The sequence below is a fragment of the Streptomyces sp. Edi4 genome, assembly GCF_040253615.1.
In the GTDB taxonomy this organism is placed as follows: domain Bacteria; phylum Actinomycetota; class Actinomycetes; order Streptomycetales; family Streptomycetaceae; genus Streptomyces.
Map to the genome: position 1 here is coordinate 5,505,049 of NZ_JBEJGY010000004.1, position 18,912 is coordinate 5,523,960.

The following is an 18,912-nucleotide window of genomic DNA, read 5'->3' on the forward strand; positions in this document are numbered from 1 at the left end:
CGTTCACGACGGGCCTAGAACTCCTCGTCGAAGCCCACCGAGCCCTCGACGGCCACCTGGTAGGCGGACGGGCGGCGCTCGAAGAAGTTCGTCAGCTCCTGGACGCCCTGGAGCTCCATGAACGAGAACGGGTTCGACGAGCCGTACACCGCAGGGAAGCCGAGCCGGGTCAGGCGCTGGTCGGCGACGCACTCCAGGTACTCGCGCATCGACTCGGTGTTCATGCCGGGCAGGCCCTCACCGCACAGGTCGCGGCCGAACTGGAGCTCGGCGGCGACCGCCTCCTTCAGCATGTCGGTGACCTGCTGCTCCAGCTCGTCGTCGAAGAGGTCCGGCTCCTCCTTGCGGACGGTGTCCACGACCTCGAAGGCGAAGTTCATGTGCATCGTCTCGTCGCGGAACACCCAGTTGGTGCCGGTCGCCAGGCCGTGCAGCAGGCCCCGGCTGCGGAACCAGTAGACGTAGGCGAAGGCCCCGTAGAAGAACAGGCCCTCGATGCACGCCGCGAAGCAGATCAGGTTGAGCAGGAAACGGCGCCGGTCGGCCTTGGTCTCCAGACGCTCCAGCTTTTCGACCTCGTTGATCCACTTGAAGCAGAACTGGGCCTTCTCGCGGATGGAGGGGATCTCCTCGACCGCGTCGAACGCGGCGGCGCGGTCCTCCGGGTCGGGCAGGTAGGTGTCGAGCAGCGTCAGATAGAACTGGACGTGCACGGCCTCCTCGAAGAGCTGACGGCTCAAGTAGAGCCGCGCCTCGGGGGAGTTGATGTGCTTGTAGAGCGTGAGCACCAGATTGTTGGAGACGATCGAGTCGCCCGTCGCGAAGAACGCGACCAGGCGGCCGATCATGTGCTGCTCGCCCGGCGTGAGCTTGGCGAGGTCGGCGACGTCGGAGTGGAGGTCGACCTCCTCCACGGTCCAGGTGTTCTTGATCGCGTCCCGGTAGCGCTCGTAGAAGTCCGGGTAGCGCATGGGGCGCAGGGTCAGTTCGAAACCCGGGTCGAGCAGGTTCTTGTGTTCGGTCGAGCTCATTACTGGCAGGCCTCGCAGGACTCGGGGTTTTCCAGGGAGCAGGCGACGGCGTCGGCGTCGGGGGCCGCCTGCTGAGTGGGGATGGTGGTGGCCTGGGCGGCGCGGGCGATGCGGGTCGCCGGGCGCGAGCGCAGGTAGTACGTCGTCTTCAGGCCCTGCTTCCAGGCGTACGCGTACATCGACGACAGCTTGCCGATGGTGGGCGTCTCCAGGAACAGGTTGAGCGACTGCGACTGGTCGAGGAAGGGGGTGCGGGCGGCGGCCATGTCGATCAGGCCGCGCTGCGGGATCTCCCACGCCGTGCGGTACAGGGCGCGCACGTCGGCCGGGATCCAGCCGAAGCCCTGCACCGAGCCGCTGGCCTCGCGCAGCGCCTCCCGCGTCTGCGCGTCCCATACGCCGAGGTTCTTCAGCTCCTCCACCAAGTAGCCGTTGACCTGGAGGAATTCACCGCTCAGGGTCTCGCGCTTGAACAGGTTGGAGACCTGCGGCTCGATGCACTCGTACACGCCCGCGATGGAGGCGATGGTCGCGGTCGGGGCGATCGCAAGGAGCAGCGAGTTGCGCATGCCGACCGCGGCGATCCGCTCGCGCAGGGCGGCCCAGCGCTCGGGCCAATTCAGCTCGACGTCGTAGTGGTCGGGGTGCAGCACGCCGCGCGCGGTGCGGGTCCTGTCCCACGCCGGCAGCGGGCCTGACCGCTCGGCGAGGTCGGCGGAGGCCTCGTACGCGGTCAGCATGATCCGCTCGGACAGCTTCGTCGACAGGGCCCTCGCCTCGGGGGAGTCGAAGGGCAGGCGCAGCTTGAAGAAGACGTCCTGGAGGCCCATCGCGCCCAGGCCCACCGGGCGCCACCGGGCGTTGGAGCGGCCGGCCTGCTCGGTCGGGTAGAAGTTGATGTCGACGACCCGGTCGAGGAAGGTCACCGCGGTGCGGACGGCGTCGTCAAGGCGCTCCCAGTCGATGCCCTGGGACTCGGTGTCCACGAACGCGCCGAGGTTGACCGAGCCGAGGTTGCACACGGCCGTCTCGCCGTCGTCGGTCACCTCGAGGATCTCGGTGCACAGGTTGGAGGAGTGCACCGTGTGGCCGGGCTCCGCCGTCTGGTTGGCGGTGCGGTTGGAGGCGTCCTTGAACGTCATCCAGCCGTTGCCGGTCTGCGCGAGGGTGCGCATCATGCGGCCGTACAGGTCGCGCGCGGGCATGGTCTTGCGGGCGAGCCCGGCGGCCTCGGCCTTGCGGTATGCGGCGTCGAACTCCTCGCCCCACAGGTCCACGAGCTCGGGCACGTCGGCCGGCGAGAACAGCGACCAGGCGCCGTCGGCCTCCACGCGGCGCATGAACTCGTCGGGGATCCAGTGCGCGAGGTTCAGGTTGTGCGTACGGCGCTGGTCCTCGCCGGTGTTGTCGCGCAGCTCGAGGAACTCCTCGATGTCGGAGTGCCAGGTCTCCAGGTACACCGCGGCCGCGCCCTTGCGGCGGCCGCCCTGGTTGACCGCGGCCACCGAGGCGTCCAAGGTCTTGAGGAAGGGGACGATGCCGTTGGAGTGGCCGTTGGTGCCCCGGATCAGCGAACCGCGCCCACGCACCCGGGAGTAGGAGAGCCCGATGCCGCCCGCGTGCTTCGAGAGCCGCGCCACCTGGTGGTAGCGGTCGTAGATGGAGTCCAGCTCGTCCAGCGGCGAGTCGAGCAGGTAGCAGGACGACATCTGGGGGTGTCGGGTGCCGGAGTTGAAGAGCGTGGGGGAGGACGGCAGGTAGTCCAGGCGGCTCATCAGGCCGTACAGGGACGCCACTTCGTCCAGGGCGCGCGCCGACTCGTCCTCGGCGAGGCCGGACGCCACGCGCAGCATGAAGTGCTGGGGGGTCTCGACGACCTTGCGGGTGATCGGGTGGCGCAGCAGGTAGCGGGAGAAGAGGGTGCGCAGGCCGAAGTAGCCGAAGCGGTCGTCGGCGCCGTCGGCGAGCGCGGCGTCCACCAGGGAGTCCAGGCGGGCGGCGTGGGCGCGGACGAACGCGAGGGTGCGGTCGGCGATCAGACCCTCGCGGTGACCGGTCTCCACGGAAGCCGAGAACGACACAGCGCCCTGGCTCGCGGCCTCTTCGGCGATGGTGACCGTCAGGAGGCGGGCGGCGAGTCGGGAGTACGCCGGGTCCTCGGAGATGAGCCCCGCGGCCGCCTCGGTGGCCAGCTCCCGCAGCTCGGCCGCGTCGGAACGGGCGTTGCGGCCCCGCAGCGCGGCGGCGGCGACCCGGCCCGGGTCGGTGTCCGGGAGGTCGGCGGTGAACTCGGTCAGGGTCCGCAGCAGCGCGGTCCCGGGGGCATCCGCGAGCTCATCGGTGATCGCTGAAGCGGGATCCGCTGGGGCGATGGTCACGTGGGGGGCACTCCCTCGCTCGGCACGGGGCCTTCGGGGGAGGCGTCGGCGCGCGTCGGGGCAGCCCTCAGCGCGTCGTCCACCGGCCCAACCGCGAGGCCCGGACGTCTGGCACCCGGATCGGTCGAACCGGGAGCGCCGTCGGCAGGTTGTCGGACTCGGCCCGTACGTATCCGTACGAGTCATACCGTTGCGGGACAGTTCCGGATTCGCACCGGATTCCCCTGCGGCGACAGCGAGGACGAGCATACATGTGGGGGGCGCTGTGGGTGGCGCCCCCCACATGTTGTGTCGTCGGTCGATCCGCCTCCGACTGTCAGGGGCCTCCGCTATCGTCGGTGACAGAGCCCTGAAGGAGGCGAGCCGACATGACCGCGACGACTGACCGGCCCCACATGCTGACGGAGGATTTCGAGGCCGTCGCGCGCATAGCCGCCCGTGAGAGGGAGGGGACGCGGCTCGAATTCATCAACGGGGTCATCAGGAGCAAGGCCATGCCGGACGGGGACCACGGGCGGATCATCCAGTGGCTCACGCGCATCTGCGTACAGCATCGGCCGGAGCTGTGGTTGCATCCGGGGCAGGGGATCAAGGCTCAGCAGTACCGGGCGGGGCGAGCGATCCCGGGCGGGGCGCTCGCGCCATCCGACGCCTTCGTCGGACAGGGTGACTGGGTGGACCCCGAATCGATCCTCATGGTGGTAGAGGTGACCTCGTGGGACTCCGACACGCACCGTCGTGACCACGTCGAGAAGCCGCAGGCTTACGCCGAGACCGGCATTCCCCTGTATCTGCTGATCGACCGGGCCGCGTGCGAGGTCTCCGTATACAGCGAGCCCGATGGCCACCGGTACGCGTCGGTGCGCACCCTCCCCTTCGGCCGGGACATCGAGCTTCCCGAGCCGGTGGGGATCACCCTCCAGACCGAGCAGCTCAAGGACTGGGTGCGCTGACCCACACGACGAAGGGCCGTGGCACCCCGGGTGCCACGGCCCTTCGTCGTTCAGCGGAACCTCAGTGCGCCGCCCCCGCCGTCGCCGGCGGCAGCTCGGTTGCGACGCCCGGGTCGCCCGCGTCCGCCGTGTAGTCCTCCGGCGAGGTCTCGTCGACGCCGTCGGGGGCCTTCACCGCGCGCAGGACGAAGGTGAGGACCACGGTGACCACCACGTTCAGGACGAACGCCGTGAGGCCGATGTAGCCGATCTCGCCGATGCCCGGGATCTCCTTGGAGGAGCCGCCGAAGTGCTTCTGCGTGGGCGAGGCCACCCCGTACGCGGCGAGCGTGCCGTAGACCATGCCCACCGCCCAGCCCGCGAGCAGCGCCCAGCGGTGGAACCAGCGCGTGAACAGGCCGCCGACCAGGGCCGGGAAGGTCTGGAGGATCCAGATGCCGCCCAGGAGCTGGAAGTTGATGGCCACGGTCTTGTCCATGGTCAGGACGAAGACCAGCGCGCCGACCTTCACCACCAGCGAGACCAGCTTGGAGACCTTGGCCTCCTGCGAGGGCGTCGCGTCGGGCTTGATGAAGTCCTTGTAGATGTTGCGGGTGAAGAGGTTCGCCGCCGCGATGGACATGATGGCGGCCGGCACGAGCGCGCCGATGCCGATCGCCGCGAAGGCGACGCCCGCGAACCAGTCGGGGAACATGTCCTCGAAGAGCTGCGGGATGGCGAGCTGCCCGTTGGTGACCTTGACGCCGGCCGCGATCGCCATGAAGCCGAGCAGTGCGAGCAGGCCCAGCATCAGCGAGTACAGCGGCAGGATCGTGGTGTTGCGGCGGATGACGTTGCGGCTGCGCGAGGAGAGCGTGGCCGTGATCGAGTGCGGATACATGAACAGCGCGAGCGCCGAGCCGAGCGCGAGCGTGGCGTACGTCCACTGGCTCTTCTCGCCGGGCACGAGCGCCCCGGTCGGCTTGCCCCCGGGCGGCCCGGCGAACTTGTGCTGCGCCGCGCTGAAGATGGCGTCGAAGCCGCCCAGCTTGATCGGGATGTAGATGATCGCCACCGCGATGACGAGGTAGATCAGACCGTCCTTCACGAAGGCGATCAGCGCGGGCGCGCGCAGGCCCGAGGAGTAGGTGTACGCGGCGAGCACCGCGAAGGCGATGAGCAGCGGCAGGTCCTTGACGAACCAGTTGCTGGACTCGCCGCCCACGCCCATGACGTCCAACACGGCCTGGATGCCGACCAGTTGGAGCGCGATGTAGGGCATCGTGGCGAGGATGCCGGTGATGGCGACCGCCAGCGAGAGGCCCTTGGAGCCGAACCGGCCACGGACGAAGTCCGAGGTGGTGACGTAGCCGTGCTTGTGGGAGACGGACCACAGGCGCGGCAGGAAGGTGAAGATCAGCGGGTAGACGAGGATCGTGTACGGGACCGCGAAGAAGCCCGCCGCGCCCGCCGCGTAGATCGCCGCCGGGACGGCCACGAACGTATAGGCCGTGTAGAGGTCGCCGCCGAGCAGGAACCAGGTGACCCAGGTGCCGAACGACCGGCCGCCCAGGCCCCATTCGTCGAGGGTGGCCGCGCTTTCGGCGGACTCGGCCTTGCGCCAACGGGCCGCCAGGAAGCCGATCACGGTCACGGCCAGGAAGAAGAAGATGAAGACGCCGAGCGCGACGCCGTTCACGCCGTCCTTCACTTGGACGCACCCCCCTTCTTGTCGAAGGAGACCGACGCGGCACCGGACGCGCGCGAACGCTGGTCGTGCTGCCACAACTTGTACGCGACCATGGTGAGCGCGGTCGAGATCAGCACCCAGAGCATCTGGTACCAGTAGAAGAACGGGATCCCGCCGAGCGTGGGGTCGGTCTTGGCGTAGGAGCTCACCCACACCATCGCGACCAGGGGCGCGATCAGGCAGAGAGCGATGACCACGCGCACGGGCGTGATCACCGGTCTCCTCACTTCCGTCGATTCCGGCATTGGGCGACTCCGTCCCCTCACGATCACCTGTGCGTTGGATCACTGTGCAATGCGCAGGAAATCTAGGGGACAGTTTCGGTCAAGGGAACCCCCGTCCGGATTCCGGACGGGACGCCTCGGGCCGGACGGTCCGCCCGGGGCCGAACGGGCTCAGTCGGCCCGGCTCAGTCGGCCCGGCTCAGTCGGCCGGGCGCTTGAGGCGGGCCACGAACTTGTAGCGGTCGCCCCGGTAGACCGAGCGCACCCATTCCACCGGCTCGCCCCCGCCGTCCAGGGAGTGCCGCGACAGCATCAGCATCGGCAGGCCCACGTCCGTGCCGAGCAGCCCGGCCTCGCGCGGGGTGGCCAGCGACGTCTCGATGGTCTCCTCGGCCTCCGCCAGACGCACCCCGTACACCTCGGCCAGCGCGGTGTAGAGCGAGGTGTACTTCACCAGGGAGCGGCGCAGGGCCGGGAAGCGCTTGGCGGACAGATGCGTGGTCTCGATGGCCATCGGCTCGCCGCTCGCCAGGCGCAGCCGCTCGATGCGCAGCACGCGGCCGCCGGCGGTGATGTCGAGCAGCCCGGCGAGGGTGTCGTCGGCGGTGACGTAGCCGATGTCCAGGAGCTGGGAGGTGGGTTCGAGGCCCTGGGCCCTCATGTCCTCGGTGTAGGAGGAGAGTTGGAGGGGCTGGGAGACCTTGGGCTTGGCGACGAAGGTGCCCTTGCCCTGGATGCGCTCCAGGCGGCCCTCGACGACCAGCTCCTGGAGGGCCTGGCGCACGGTGGTGCGGGAGGTGTCGAACTCGGCGGCGAGCGTCCGCTCGGGCGGCACCGGGGTGCCGGGCGGCAGGGTCTCCGTCATCTCCAGCAAGTGGCGCTTGAGGCGGTAGTACTTCGGCACGCGGGCGGTACGGACGCCGGCGCCCGCCTCCGTGGTACCGCTGCCGTCGGCGGCCATGGTCTGCCTTCCCGAGTGCTGCGCTGCTGCCGTCACCGGCTCCTCCGTCTGTCGCGGCTCACATGGTGGCACGGACCGGTCACGGGTCGTCGCCCTCCGTCAGGGTGTCGGTCCGGTAACGCGATCGACAAGCCCTTCTTATACACCGCCGCGCGGCGGACGTGCGGGGGAGTATGCAAGTTGGTCTAAACCATTAAAGCCCAGGAGGGTCTTGGAGGCAGCTCGGCGGGTGCGCGTGAGGCCTGCGGAAGGGGGCGCGCGGGGCCCGTGGGAGGGGGCGCGGAGGCCCTGGCCGGCGCCGAGGTGTCGGTCCGATAACGGACGGTCTCGGCGTTCTTATCGGCCCTTGACACCCCTAAAGGTCTAGGCCAAGCTCCCGGTACTGGTCTAAACCATTAAAGACCAATCCCAGTCCCACGGGTAGTACTTCGCGTATGCGGCATCGCGGTGGGCGGGGCCATGAAGAGGGCAACGGGGTCAGTCATCCCTGAGGAGAGTGGCGTGAAGCGCAAGCTCATCGCGGCGATCGGCGTCGCGGGCATCATGATCGGCGCCGCGGCCTGCGGCGGCAGTGACAAGAAGGACGGCGCCGCGGGGGGCGACGCCAAGGAGCTCACCGTCTGGCTGACGGTCGATGCCCAGAAGAACTGGCCCGAGCTGGTGAAGGCGGCCGACGACGCGATCGTCGCCAAGCACCCCGGCCTGAAGATCACCCACGAGTACTACGGGTGGCCGGACAAGAACGCCAAGCTCGACGCCGTCCTCGCCACCGACAAGGCGCCGGACGTGGTGGAGATGGGCAACTCCGAGATGCCCTCCTACACCGGCAAGGGCGCCTTCGCCGAGGTCGACGCGTCGAAGTTCGACAACTCCGCCTCCTGGCTGGACGCGCTCAAGGCCTCCGTCACCTCCAACGGCAAGACCTACGGCGTCCCCTACTACGCCGGTGGCCGCACCGCGACCTGGCGCAAGGACATCGCCACCGACGCGGGCATCACCGCCACCCCCAAGACCTACGCCGAACTGACCGCCGACCTGGACAAGGTGCAGGCCGCGAAGGGCGACAAGTTCAGCGCCTGGTACCAGCCCACCCGTGACTGGTACGCGGCCATGTCCTTCGTGTACGACGCCGGCGGCTCCATCGCCAAGCAGGACGGCGACAAGTTCAAGGCCAACCTGTCCTCGCCGGAGTCCATCAAGGGCCTGACCGAGTACAAGAACGTCGTCGACAAGTACATGAAGGGCGACAAGACCAAGGACGAGGCGGACCGCCCGATCGTCTACGGCCAGGGCAACTCCTTCCTCGTCTTCAGCCCCGCCTGGGAGGGCGCCAACGCCGCGCTGCCGGAGAACGACAAGGTGGGCAAGCTCGCCGACAAGATCGAGAGCTTCGTGATGCCGGCCCCGTCCGGCAAGCCCATGCCGGTCTTCCTCGGCGGCTCGGACCTCGCGATCCCCGTCAAGTCCAAGGCGCAGGGCGTCGCCGCCGAGTGGATCAACGCGTTCACCGGCACCCAGGGCCAGAAGGGCCTGGTCGCCAAGGGCAACCTGCCCAACAACAAGACGGACCTGGCGCCCCTGAAGGCGGACCCGAAGACGGCCGTGCCGGCCACCGCCGCCGAGTCCAGCTGGTTCGTGCCCATGGCGGCGGGCTGGGGCCAGGTCGAGAAGGCCAAGATCCTCCAGGACATGCTCCAGGCCATCGGCACCGGCAAGAAGACGGTCGAGGCCGCCGCGAAGGACGCGGACGCCGCGATCGACAAGGTCATCAACAACAAGTGACCTCCGGGCAGGGCCCCGTCACGCCGACGGGGCCCTGCCTGACCAGTTCCAGAGAGGGATCCCCAGGAGCGCGCGATGAGTGCCGCAGAGACAACCACCGCCAAGGTGCCGCCGACGCGGCGCGATCCACAACCGGGCGCCGGGTCGAAAGAGCCGGGAAAGCCGGGCAAGAAGCGGGGCACGGGCGGGGGAGCGGCGGTGCCCTGGGCACTGCTCGCGCCCTGCCTGCTCGTCCTCGCGCTCGTCCTCGGCTATCCGCTGGTGCGCCTGGTCACCCTGTCCTTCCAGAAGTTCGGGCAGCCGCAGCTGTGGGGCTTCCAGGCCGCCGAGTCGGTCGGTCTGGACAACTTCACGAACGTCCTCGGTGACGCCGAGTTCTGGCGCGTCGTCGTGCGCACCATCCTCTTCGCCGCCTCCGCCGTCGTCCTGACCATGGTCATCGGCATGCTCGTCGCCCTGCTGCTCCAGCGGGTCTCGGGCTGGGTCAAGACGCTCATCAACGTGGCGCTCGTGGCGAGTTGGGGCATGCCCATCGTCGTGGCGATCACCATCTTCAAGTGGATGTTCGACAGCGACTACGGCGTACTGAACTGGCTGCTCAGCCAGTTGCCCGGGGTCGATGTCACCGGACACAACTGGTTCATCTCCAGCACCCAGGGTCTCGCGGTGATCATGGTGCTCGTGGTCTGGGGCGCGGTCCCGTTCGTGGTCATCACGCTCAGCGCCGGTCTCACCCAGGTGCCCAAGGAGCTCGAAGAGGCCGCCCGGCTCGACGGCGCCGGCTCCTGGGGCGTCTTCCGCCACGTCACCCTGCCGATCCTCAAGCCCATCGTCGTGATGCTCGCGACGCTCTCGGTCATCTGGGACATGGGCGTCTTCCCGCAGGTCTTCGTGATGCGCGGCGGCCACCCCGAACCGGAGTACCAGCTGCTCACCACGTACTCCTACGACAAGGCCTTCGTGGTCAACGACTACTCCCAGGGCTCCGCGATCGCCCTGCTCACCGTGCTCCTGCTGCTCGGTGTGATCGCGGTCTACATGCGCCAGATGCTCAAGATCGGGGACGTCGAGTGAGCGCCACGATCGGAAAGGACGGTGCGGCGATGGCCGCCTCGACCGCCGTGGCGCCGGTCGCCACGCGCGGGAAGTCCCCCCGGAGGAAGACCAAGCTGGGCTGGAACCTGCTCGGCCTGCTCGTCTTCGTCACCGCGGGCTTCCCGGTCTACTGGATGCTGAACACCGCGTTCAAGCCCGCCAAGGACGCGATCGACCCGAACCCGCATCTCTTCCCGACGCACTTCACGCTCGACAACTTCCGCCGGGCGCTCCAGATCGGTGACTTCTGGGGTGCGATCGGGCGGTCGCTGACCGTCTCGGTGGTGGTCGTCGTCATCGGCATCGCGGTCGGCCTGCTCGCCGCGCTCGCCATCTCCCGGTTCGCCTTCCGCGGCCGCAAGATCGTCATCGTCGGCATCCTCGCGGTGCAGATGGTCCCGCTGGTCGCGATGATCATCCCGGTCTTCCTGCTCCTCAACGACCTCGGTCAGTACGACAAGCTCTCCGGCCTGATCATCACGTACCTGACCTTCATCCTGCCCTTCACGGTGTGGACGCTGCGCGGATTCATCGTCAACGTGCCCAAGGAGCTGGAGGAGGCGGCCATGGTCGACGGCTGCACCCGCACCGGCGCCTTCATCCGCGTGGTCTTCCCGCTGCTCGCCCCCGGCATGGTGGCGACCTCGGTCTACGGTTTCATCCAGGCCTGGAACGAATACCTCTACGCCCTCATGCTGATGAGCCAGAACCATCAGACGGCCACGGTGTGGCTGTCCAGCTTCACCACGCAGCACGGCACCGAGTACGCCCCGATGATGGCCGGATCGACCATGATGGCCGTGCCCATCGTGATTCTCTTCCTCCTCGTCCAGCGCAAGATGGCCGCGGGTCTGACGGCCGGCGCAGTGAAGGGATAACCCCGCCCCATGACGACAATGACCACGGGCTCCGACACACTGACCCGCGACGCGCTCGCCGTCCTCCAGCCCGGCTTCACCGGCACCACCGCGCCCGACTGGCTGCTTCGCCGCATCGGCGAAGGCCTCGCCTCCGTCGGCCTGTTCGGCCGCAACATCGTCACCGGCCCCCAAGTCGCCGAACTGACAGCCCAGTTGAGGGCCGAGCGGGACGACGTCCTGGTGGCCATCGACGAGGAGGGCGGCGACGTCACCCGTATAGAGGTGCGCACCGGCTCGTCCTTCCCGGGCAACCTGGCGCTCGGCGCGGTCGACGACCTGGACCTCACCCGCGAGGTCGCCCGCGAACTCGGACGCCGGCTCGCCGAGTGCGGCGTCAACCTCAACTGGGCGCCGTCGGCCGACGTGAACTCCAACCCCGACAACCCGATCATCGGCGTACGGGCCTTCGGCGCCGACACCGACCTCGTGGCCCGGCACACGGCCGCCTACATCGAGGGCCTTCAGTCGGCCGGAGTCGCCGCCTGCACCAAGCACTTCCCCGGCCACGGCGACACCAATGTCGACTCGCACCACGCCATGCCCCGCATCGACGTGGATCTCGACACGCTGCACGCCCGTGAGCTGGTGCCTTTCCGGGCCGCGATCGCCGCGGGTTCCAAGTCGGTCATGAGCGCGCATATCCTTCTACCCGCGCTCGACCCCGCCCGTCCCGCCACGCTCAGCCCGCGCATCCTCACCGGGTTGCTGCGCGACGAACTCGGCTACGACGGGCTGATCGTCTCCGACGCGGTGGAGATGCAGGCCATCGCCGGGACGGTCGGCATCGAGCGGGGCTCCGTCCTCGCGATCGCGGCGGGCGCCGACGCCCTGTGCGTCGGCGGCGGCCTGTGCGACGAGGGCACCGTCCTGCGCCTGCGTGACGCGCTGGTCGCGGCGGTACGGGACGGCGAGCTGGCCGAGGAGCGGCTGGCCGACGCGGCGGCGCGCGTGCGTGCGCTGGCGGCGTGGGCCCAGCGGGCCAGGGGGGACAGGACGGGGCCGGGCGCGGCGGTGCAGGAGGGGACCGCGCCCGGCACCGGCTCCGGCGGTGACATCGGCCTGGTGGCCGCCCGCCGGGCCGCCCGGGTCACCGTGGCGCCGTCGTGGCGCCCGATGAGGAGCGCCCCGTACGTGGCGACGTTCACGCCCGTGATGAACATCGCGGTGAGCAGCGAGACGCCCTGGAGCATCGGCGCCGAGCTCGCCGCCCTGCTGCCGGGAACCGAGGGCGGCACCTACGGAGCGGACAGCACCGCCGCCGACGTGCTCGCGGCCGCGGGGGAGCGCCGCGTCGTCGCCGTGGTGCGCGACGAGCACCGCCACCCGTGGATGGCGGCGGCCCTGGACGCGCTCCTCGCGGCCCGCCCGGACACGGCCGTGGTCGAGATGGGCGTGCCACGGGCCGCTCCGCGCGGGGCGCTGCACATCGCCACGCACGGCGCGGCGCGGGTGTGCGGCCGGGCGGCGGCGGAAGCCATCACCAGGGTCTGACCCGGCCCACGAGACACGTGGCGGGGTGACGGTCGGCGGACCGTCACCCCGCCACGTTTGCATGTGCGGGCCGGGTGCGGGCCCAGTGCGGGCGCCGGCCACCCCGCGCGGGGGATGTACGAAGGGGCCGAATTTCGGTGTACGCGAGGGCCGAATCGCGCCGGTTCTCCGGAGCCACGCGTTCCGGATTCCCCGCCGGAAGGCCCTCAACTCGACGACGGGGCGGTCTACTTGACAGTACGTATCCGTCGTGTGTCCGGTGCGTGAACTGGCCCGATTCCGGACTTGTACGGCCTCAACTTCGGGCTTGACACCAGAAGTTGGTCTAGTCCACCTTGGAGGAACGCAAGATCGGTGAGGGTGCCCTCGACCCATGAGCGGCACCGAGCGCAAGGAGGTGGCACCCCGGCCCTGTCGTCGTCGAGAGGGACACTCTCCGCCGGGTGGCCGGCCGGCGCGACGAGGCGCCCAGCCCGCCAAGTCCGGTCGCTCCGAGCCTGTTTGCCCGCGCAACGCCCCAGGGTGAAGCGGCCGGAACGAGGGCCGCCCGGGAGCGTCCCGTACCGCCCGGCGCCGCACACCTCGCGGCCGTTACCGGCCGCACGCCCGGCGCCGGACGCGAGCACGACCGCAAGCCGACCCCGCCCGCCGCGCCGCCCGCCGCCGACCGGCCGTGACCACACCCGGCCGAAGGCGCCCGGTCCGCACCGGCCACCGCACCCCGCCGATCCCCGCCCCGCCGCCACCCCACCGCGCCCGCGCCCGGGCCCGGTTCCCCGTGCCACCGGGATCCCCACGCCAACGACCCCCGACCCCCGACCACCGGAGTGATCGCATGCCGGCCCCCGACCGTCACCTCTACCGAGCCGCCTCGGCCCGTCCCTACTTCAGCTCGGACGGCGGTGAGACCTACCTCGCCCGCACCCCGCTGCGCGACATCGACAAGACGCGCCCTCTGCGCGTGCTCTCCGAGGAGGACTTCGCCTTCTGGCAGACGTACGGCTACGTCATCGTCAGGGAGGCGATCCCGGCCGCCGCCGCGCGCCGCCTCCTCGACTTCGCCTGGGACTTCCAGGGCCTGGACCCCGAGCGCCCCGAGACCTGGTACTCCGAGGACCGGGTCTTCGCCACCGAGCTCGAACAGCACCTGCACGTCTACGGGTTCGTGGAGGCGTACCACCACCAGCTCCTGTGGGACAGCCGTCAGACGCGGCGGGTGTACGAGGCGTTCGCCGACGTGTGGGACTGCGAGGAGCTGTGGGTCACCCTCGACCGGCTCAACCTGAACCCGCCCAACATCAAGGACCGCGACCGCGCGCACATCGAGCCCACCGACACGGGCTTCGACATCGAGCTGCACTGGGACGTCGACACCACGCTCGGTGTGTTGCCGCAGCGCGTCCAGGGCATCATCGCGCTCAACGACACCCAGGACGACCACGGCGGTTTCCAGTGCTCGCCCGAGCTGTTCCGCCGCTTCGAGGAGTGGAAGGTCGCACAGCCCGCCGACCGCGACCCCATCAGGCCGAACGCCGACCGCGCCGAGTTCCCGGTCGTCCGCCCCGAGCTCAAGGCCGGCGACCTGCTGATCTGGAACGGCCTGCTCGCGCACGGCGTGGCCCGCAACACCTCTGACAACGGTGTCCGCGCGGTCCAGTACCTCTCGATGATGCCCGCGCTCGAATCGGACCACGAGGTGCGCGCCTCGCGCGTGGAGTCCTGGCGCACCCTCAGCACCCCGGACTGGAACAAGACGCTCGTCGGTGACGCGCGCCGCCCCGAAGCGCTCCGGTACCCCACCGCCGCCCTCGACGACCTCGGCGCCAAGCTGCTGGGCCTCGCGTCGTGGGGCACCACCGGGCCCGTGGCCCCCACGGAGGAGCCCGCGTGCGACGCATCTGCCTGACGCTGCCCACCAACCGGGCGTGCGCGGCCACTCTCGTGGCCGTCCACGAGGAGGCCGCACACGCCGCCGCCCACTTCGACGTCGAGGTCCACCTGCTCGTCCTGGACTCCTCCGACGACCGTACTCGCACCGAACACGCCCGTACCGTAAGCGAGTTGGCACCGTCCCCCGGCGTCGTCGTGCACCATCTCGACGAGGCGCGCCAGCGCGACTTCCTGCGGCGGGTCATCGAGGGCGCCGGCGTCGCCAAGCCCGACCTGATGCTCGACCTCATGCTGCCCGCCGGTGTGTCCTACGGGGCCTGCACCAACCGCGCGTTCCTGATCGCGAGCGCGCTGGGCTGCGAGTCCGTGCACCGCAGGGACTCCGACAGCAGCTACCAGATACTCGACGGCGAACCCGTCTTCCCCATCCACCACGAACTGCTGTCCCTCGGCAAGCGCGCCGTGGACGCCCTGCCCGGCGTCACCAGGACCCGCCTTGACCCGGCCGACGTGTACAAGCCGGTGTCGATGGTGGGCAGTTCCTTCGTGGGTGAGCTGTCGGTGGACATCGGGGAGATACGCGACCTGGACCCGGAGATCTACTACGAGGTGGTCGGCCTGTGGGCCGAGGCCGGCACCCCGCCCGAGGAGCGCCGCGAGCTGGTCGACGACTCCTTCGTCGGCGCCGGGACCGACCCCTTCACGCACGACGAGTCCACGCTCGGCACCCCCGACATCTGGCGGGTCGACATGTGCAACATCGCCCTCGACCGCGAGGTCTATGAACGCGTGCCGCTGCCGCCCGCCACCAGCACCATAGGCAGCGACTACTTCCTGCTGCACGTGGTGCGGGACGCGACGCTTCCCGGCGTGGTGCACAACCGCAACATCGTGAACTACTACACCCCCGAGCGGCGCACCGGGCCCGGATTCACCGCCTACCAGCTGCGGTGGACCAAGTTCCTCCTGTCGATGCTCTACCTCTATCCCGTCTACACGGAGATGGAGCGCGTCCGTGGCGCGCTGCTCGACGAGCGCCACCACGTCCGCGCCGACGCGATCGGCGCGCTGGTCGCCCACAGCACGGGCGAGGACCGCGCCGAGAACATCCGCAGACTCGACGTCCTCGATCGCTGCTACCGCCAACTGGGCGGAAAGTACGCCGAGTTCGCCGACCACCTCATGCCGCTGCGCGATCGCCTGCTCGACGAGGCGCAGGCCGACACCGAGGACTTCGCGCTGCTCATCGAGGAGTGGGGGCCGCTGGTGGCGGCCGCCAAGTTGCTGGGTCCGCTCCAAGGCGGCGACGATGCGTGAGAGCGCGGCCATCCGGGCGGCCCTCGCGGCCGCCACCGACGACCGGATCTTCTTCGACCTCACCGGGATCGAGGGGCAGTACGCGGCGCTGCTGCGTGAACTGCCCGGCGTCGCGGTCCGGTTCGCGATGAAGGCGTGCCCCGTGGACGAGGTGCTTGCCTGCCTCGCCGCGAAGGGCGCGGGCTTCGACGCGGCCGGCCCCAACGAGATCGAGCAGGCCCTGGCGACCGGTGTGCCGGCCGGTCTGATCCACTACGGCAACACGATCAAATCGGACCAGGACATCGCCGCCGCGTACCGCATGGGCGTACGCGACTTCGCCACCGACAGCGTCGAGGACGTCCGCGCCATCGCACAGCACGCGCCCGGCTCCCGCGTGTTCTGCCGCCTCGCCACCAGCGGTGAGGGCGCACTGTGGGGCCTGAGCCGCAAGTTCGGCTGCTCGGCCGACGACGCCGTACGGGTCCTGGAATTGGCCCGGGACACCGGCCTCGTCCCCTCGGGTCTGTCCGTGCACGTCGGCTCGCAGCAGATGACGGCCGAGGCCTGGCAAAGCGCCATCGACGACCTGACGGACCTGGTCGTGACCCTGAACGGGCGCGGCATCCTGCTCGACCGGATCAACCTCGGCGGCGGCCTGCCCGCGCTCGGCTGCCTCGACAGGGCGGGCCGGCCGCTCGACCCGCCCCTCGACAAGATCTTCGCGGTGCTGCGCGAAGGAATGGAGCGGCTGCGCGCGGAGTCGGCGTCGCCCCTGATGTTCCTGCTGGAGCCCGGTCGGCACCTGGTCGCCGACCACGGCGCGATCCGGGCCCGGGTCTCCCGGCTCTCGGCGCGGCGCGGGCACGACGGAACGCGCCGGCACTGGCTGTATCTGAGCTGCGGCAAGTTCAACGGTCTGTACGAGATGGACGCGTTGCAGTACCGCCTCGAGTTCCCCGGCCACGACACGGGCCCGCGCGTCGCGGCCGTGGTCGCCGGGCCCACCTGCGACAGCGACGACGCGTTCGACGAGGCGGGGCCGGTGCGGGTGCCCGCGTCGGCCGCCTCGGGGGATCCGGTCTGGATCCACTCCTGCGGCGCCTACGCCGTCGGCTACACCACCCAGGGTTTCAACGGCTTCGACCCGCTGCCGTACACCTGCATCGGAGGTTCGCGGTGACGCCGCAGCTGAACACCGTCCCGGACGACAGGCTCGTACTGGACCCGGACATCGTCATCCGCCCGCTGGCCGATGGCGACTGGGACGCGATCGTGGCCCTGGAAGCCGGCGCCTATGCGCGGGACGGTCTGTCGGAGGGGCGGGCGGCCCTCAAGTCCCGTTACGCGCCCGGCACATGCTTCGTGGTGGAGCACGAGGGGCGCGTCGGCGGCTACCTCCTCGCCCTGCCGTACCCGCCGCTGAGCAGCCCGGATCTCAGCAGGGCGGAGGAAGCGGGTCCACTGCCCCCGGCGGCGACGCGCAACCTGCACGCGCACGACCTGGTGATCGCGGAGCATCTGCGCGGCCGGGGCCTCGGGCCCCGCCTGCTCACTCATCTGCGCTCCGTGGCGCGGGGGTTGGGCTACGAGCGCATCTCCATGGTGGCCGTCAGGGGAGCCCATGTCGTCTGGGCCCCGCTCGGCTACCAGCCCCGTCCCGAGGTCGAACTGCCGCCGAGCTACGGAGCGAACGCGGTGTACATGTCCATGGAAGTAGGCTAAATCCGCATGTTCGGCCCCTTCGACGCATACCGCCGCTCCCAAGTGGCGATCGCGGCCCTGTTCTGCTGTCTCGGCTTCCAGTACGCCACGTGGGTCTCCCGCATCCCAGCCCTCAAGACGCGGCTCGGCCTGTCCGAGGCGGAGCTCGGGCTGCTCCTCATGGCCTGCGGGGCGGGCGCGGCGGTCTCCTTCCCGCTCGTGGCGGTCCTCACGAAACGGCTGGGCTCGCGGCGGCTCGCGATCTGCTCCACGCTCTGCCTCGGCGCGGTCCTGCTGGCGTTCTCGGTCACGCCCGACTACCCGGTGACGCTGCTCATCGCGTTCTTCGACGGGATCGCGGTCGGGTGCCTGAACGTGGCGATGAACGCGCAGGCGGCCGCGTTGGAGGTCGCCTACCAGCGCACGACGATGGCCAGGATGCACGCGACGTTCAGCGCCGGTTCGCTGTTGGCCGCGCTGCTCGCCTCCGGCGTGACGGCGCTTTCCCCGGCCCTGCCGGTCCACTTCGGCGCGGCGACGGCGCTGCTGGTGGTTCTGGTGCTGGGCGCGCGGGGAGGTCTGCTGCCGCAGGACCAGAGCGCGGCCGAGCCGGCGCGGCCCGCCGCGGAGAAGCGCCGCAGGCCGGCCCTGCCCACCCGGGTGACCATCTGGATGGGGCTCGCGATGGCGTTCGGGACGGTCACCGAGGGGGCCATGAACGACTGGTCCGCGCTCTATCTGAAGGACAGCGCCGGCGCGACGGCCTCCCTCGCGCCGCTGGGCATCGCGGTCGTCTCGGTCATGATGGTGCTGGCCCGGCTCTTCGCGGACGGCTGGCGCGGCAAGTGGGGCGACGAGCGCGTGGTGCGGGCCGGCAGCGCGCTGGCCGGTGCGGGCCTCGCGCTGGCCCTGCTGGCGGGCGGGGTGGTCCCGGCGCTGCTCGGCTTCGCCTGCGTCGGACTCGGCATCGCGGCGGTGACGCCGTGCGTGTACGTGGCGGCGGCGCGGCAGGGTTCGGACGCGTTGGCGCTGGTCGCGGCGATGGGGACGACGGGGTTGTTGGCAGGGCCCGCGGTGATCGGATTCATCGCGAGCGGCACGAGTCTGGCGTGGGGGATGGGCGCGGTGGCGGTCTCGGCCCTGGCCGTCTCCCTGTGCAGCACGCGCATCCGCTTCCCATCATTGGCGACGCCGTGACCGCGCGGGGCGGCCGCGGGCTGAGTGCCGTTTGCGCAGTTCCCCGCGCCCCTGGGTGGTTCGGGCGAGTGCGTGACGGCAGGCGGCAGGTGGCTGGTCGCGCGGTTCCTCGCGCCCCTGGGGTGGTTGAGCACGTGCTTGGCCGCAGCCGGTAGGTGGCTGGTCGCGCGGTTCCTCGCGCCCCTCAGCCAGGGACGGTCCGCACGGGATCTCGGCCTATGCGCGCGGAGCGCGCTTCCAGGGGCGCGGGGAACTGCGCGA

Annotated in this window: 15 protein-coding genes and 1 riboswitch; of the genes, 10 read left to right on the forward strand and 5 right to left on the reverse strand. The window is 70.3% G+C overall.

Going from position 1 to position 18,912, the window contains the following annotated elements; genetic code table 11:
• Positions 1-14: 14 nt before the first annotated feature.
• Positions 15-1,031: a ribonucleotide-diphosphate reductase subunit beta gene (locus tag ABR738_RS27140; protein WP_350232574.1), complete on the reverse strand. Its 1,017-nt coding sequence runs from the start codon at positions 1,029-1,031 to the stop codon at positions 15-17.
• On the reverse strand, positions 1,031-3,409 hold the full coding sequence (locus tag ABR738_RS27145) for a ribonucleoside-diphosphate reductase subunit alpha (RefSeq protein ID WP_350232575.1): 2,379 nt from the start codon (positions 3,407-3,409) through the stop codon (positions 1,031-1,033). The genes ABR738_RS27140 and ABR738_RS27145 overlap by 1 nt, the downstream gene beginning before the upstream one ends.
• A gap of 126 nt (positions 3,410-3,535) precedes the next feature.
• Positions 3,536-3,664, reverse strand: a riboswitch (cobalamin riboswitch).
• Positions 3,665-3,777: 113 nt separating this feature from the next.
• Between ABR738_RS27145 and ABR738_RS27150 the strand changes: the two genes are divergently transcribed.
• Complete coding sequence (locus tag ABR738_RS27150; protein ID WP_350232576.1) at positions 3,778-4,362, forward strand: Uma2 family endonuclease; 585 nt, start codon at positions 3,778-3,780, stop codon at positions 4,360-4,362.
• 61 nt (positions 4,363-4,423) lie between these two features.
• Here ABR738_RS27150 and mctP read toward each other — a convergent pair whose 3' ends face one another.
• The 3 genes from mctP to ABR738_RS27165 form a co-directional block, all read right to left on the reverse strand.
• Positions 4,424-6,052 carry a monocarboxylate uptake permease MctP gene (mctP, locus tag ABR738_RS27155; RefSeq protein ID WP_350232577.1) on the reverse strand — a complete coding sequence of 543 codons (1,629 nt, stop codon included), beginning with the start codon at positions 6,050-6,052 and terminating at the stop codon, positions 4,424-4,426.
• Positions 6,049-6,336 carry a DUF3311 domain-containing protein gene (locus tag ABR738_RS27160; protein WP_350232578.1) on the reverse strand — a complete coding sequence of 96 codons (288 nt, stop codon included), beginning with the start codon at positions 6,334-6,336 and terminating at the stop codon, positions 6,049-6,051. The genes mctP and ABR738_RS27160 overlap by 4 nt, the downstream gene beginning before the upstream one ends.
• A gap of 178 nt (positions 6,337-6,514) precedes the next feature.
• On the reverse strand, positions 6,515-7,276 hold the full coding sequence (locus ABR738_RS27165; RefSeq protein ID WP_350234763.1) for a GntR family transcriptional regulator: 762 nt from the start codon (positions 7,274-7,276) through the stop codon (positions 6,515-6,517).
• 501 nt (positions 7,277-7,777) lie between these two features.
• Between ABR738_RS27165 and ABR738_RS27170 the strand changes: the two genes are divergently transcribed.
• From ABR738_RS27170 to ABR738_RS27210, 9 genes are all read left to right on the forward strand, one after another.
• Positions 7,778-9,058 (forward strand): extracellular solute-binding protein, encoded by a 1,281-nt coding sequence (locus ABR738_RS27170; RefSeq protein ID WP_350232579.1) that lies wholly within the window; start codon positions 7,778-7,780, stop codon positions 9,056-9,058.
• Between the two features lie 75 nt (positions 9,059-9,133).
• Entirely contained in the window at positions 9,134-10,132 is a 999-nt protein-coding gene (locus ABR738_RS27175) for a carbohydrate ABC transporter permease (protein ID WP_350232580.1), read from the forward strand.
• Between the two features lie 29 nt (positions 10,133-10,161).
• The gene (locus ABR738_RS27180) at positions 10,162-11,031 is read left to right on the forward strand and encodes a carbohydrate ABC transporter permease (RefSeq protein WP_350234764.1); all 870 of its coding nucleotides are present in this window, start codon (positions 10,162-10,164) and stop codon (positions 11,029-11,031) included.
• A gap of 9 nt (positions 11,032-11,040) precedes the next feature.
• A complete protein-coding gene (locus tag ABR738_RS27185; RefSeq protein ID WP_350232581.1) occupies positions 11,041-12,564 on the forward strand; it encodes a glycoside hydrolase family 3 protein in 1,524 nt (507 codons plus the stop codon).
• A gap of 835 nt (positions 12,565-13,399) precedes the next feature.
• The gene (locus tag ABR738_RS27190) at positions 13,400-14,470 is read left to right on the forward strand and encodes a phytanoyl-CoA dioxygenase family protein (RefSeq protein ID WP_350232582.1); all 1,071 of its coding nucleotides are present in this window, start codon (positions 13,400-13,402) and stop codon (positions 14,468-14,470) included.
• Positions 14,452-15,771 carry a DUF6271 family protein gene (locus ABR738_RS27195; RefSeq protein WP_350232583.1) on the forward strand — a complete coding sequence of 440 codons (1,320 nt, stop codon included), beginning with the start codon at positions 14,452-14,454 and terminating at the stop codon, positions 15,769-15,771. Before ABR738_RS27190 ends, ABR738_RS27195 begins: the two co-directional genes overlap by 19 nt.
• Complete coding sequence (locus ABR738_RS27200; RefSeq protein WP_350232584.1) at positions 15,764-16,933, forward strand: type III PLP-dependent enzyme; 1,170 nt, start codon at positions 15,764-15,766, stop codon at positions 16,931-16,933. Before ABR738_RS27195 ends, ABR738_RS27200 begins: the two co-directional genes overlap by 8 nt.
• The gene (locus ABR738_RS27205) at positions 16,930-17,475 is read left to right on the forward strand and encodes a GNAT family N-acetyltransferase (RefSeq protein ID WP_350232585.1); all 546 of its coding nucleotides are present in this window, start codon (positions 16,930-16,932) and stop codon (positions 17,473-17,475) included. Before ABR738_RS27200 ends, ABR738_RS27205 begins: the two co-directional genes overlap by 4 nt.
• Positions 17,476-17,481: 6 nt before the next feature.
• Positions 17,482-18,651, forward strand: coding sequence for an MFS transporter (locus ABR738_RS27210; protein ID WP_350232586.1), 1,170 nt, complete (start codon positions 17,482-17,484; stop codon positions 18,649-18,651).
• The last annotated feature ends 261 nt before the right edge of the window (positions 18,652-18,912 follow it).

What these genes read in the sequence shown, in the direction of transcription:
- ABR738_RS27140 (WP_350232574.1), bottom strand. Translation starts at nt 1,031, where the DNA reads ATGAGCTCGACCGAACACAAGAACCTGCTCGACCCGGGTTTCGAACTG.
- ABR738_RS27150 (WP_350232576.1), top strand. Translation starts at nt 3,778, where the DNA reads ATGACCGCGACGACTGACCGGCCCCACATGCTGACGGAGGATTTCGAG.
- ABR738_RS27160 (WP_350232578.1), bottom strand. Translation starts at nt 6,336, where the DNA reads ATGCCGGAATCGACGGAAGTGAGGAGACCGGTGATCACGCCCGTGCGC.
- ABR738_RS27165 (WP_350234763.1), bottom strand. Translation starts at nt 7,276, where the DNA reads ATGGCCGCCGACGGCAGCGGTACCACGGAGGCGGGCGCCGGCGTCCGT.
- ABR738_RS27175 (WP_350232580.1), top strand. Translation starts at nt 9,134, where the DNA reads ATGAGTGCCGCAGAGACAACCACCGCCAAGGTGCCGCCGACGCGGCGC.
- ABR738_RS27180 (WP_350234764.1), top strand. Translation starts at nt 10,162, where the DNA reads ATGGCCGCCTCGACCGCCGTGGCGCCGGTCGCCACGCGCGGGAAGTCC.
- ABR738_RS27185 (WP_350232581.1), top strand. Translation starts at nt 11,041, where the DNA reads ATGACGACAATGACCACGGGCTCCGACACACTGACCCGCGACGCGCTC.
- ABR738_RS27190 (WP_350232582.1), top strand. Translation starts at nt 13,400, where the DNA reads ATGCCGGCCCCCGACCGTCACCTCTACCGAGCCGCCTCGGCCCGTCCC.
- ABR738_RS27200 (WP_350232584.1), top strand. Translation starts at nt 15,764, where the DNA reads ATGCGTGAGAGCGCGGCCATCCGGGCGGCCCTCGCGGCCGCCACCGAC.
- ABR738_RS27210 (WP_350232586.1), top strand. Translation starts at nt 17,482, where the DNA reads ATGTTCGGCCCCTTCGACGCATACCGCCGCTCCCAAGTGGCGATCGCG.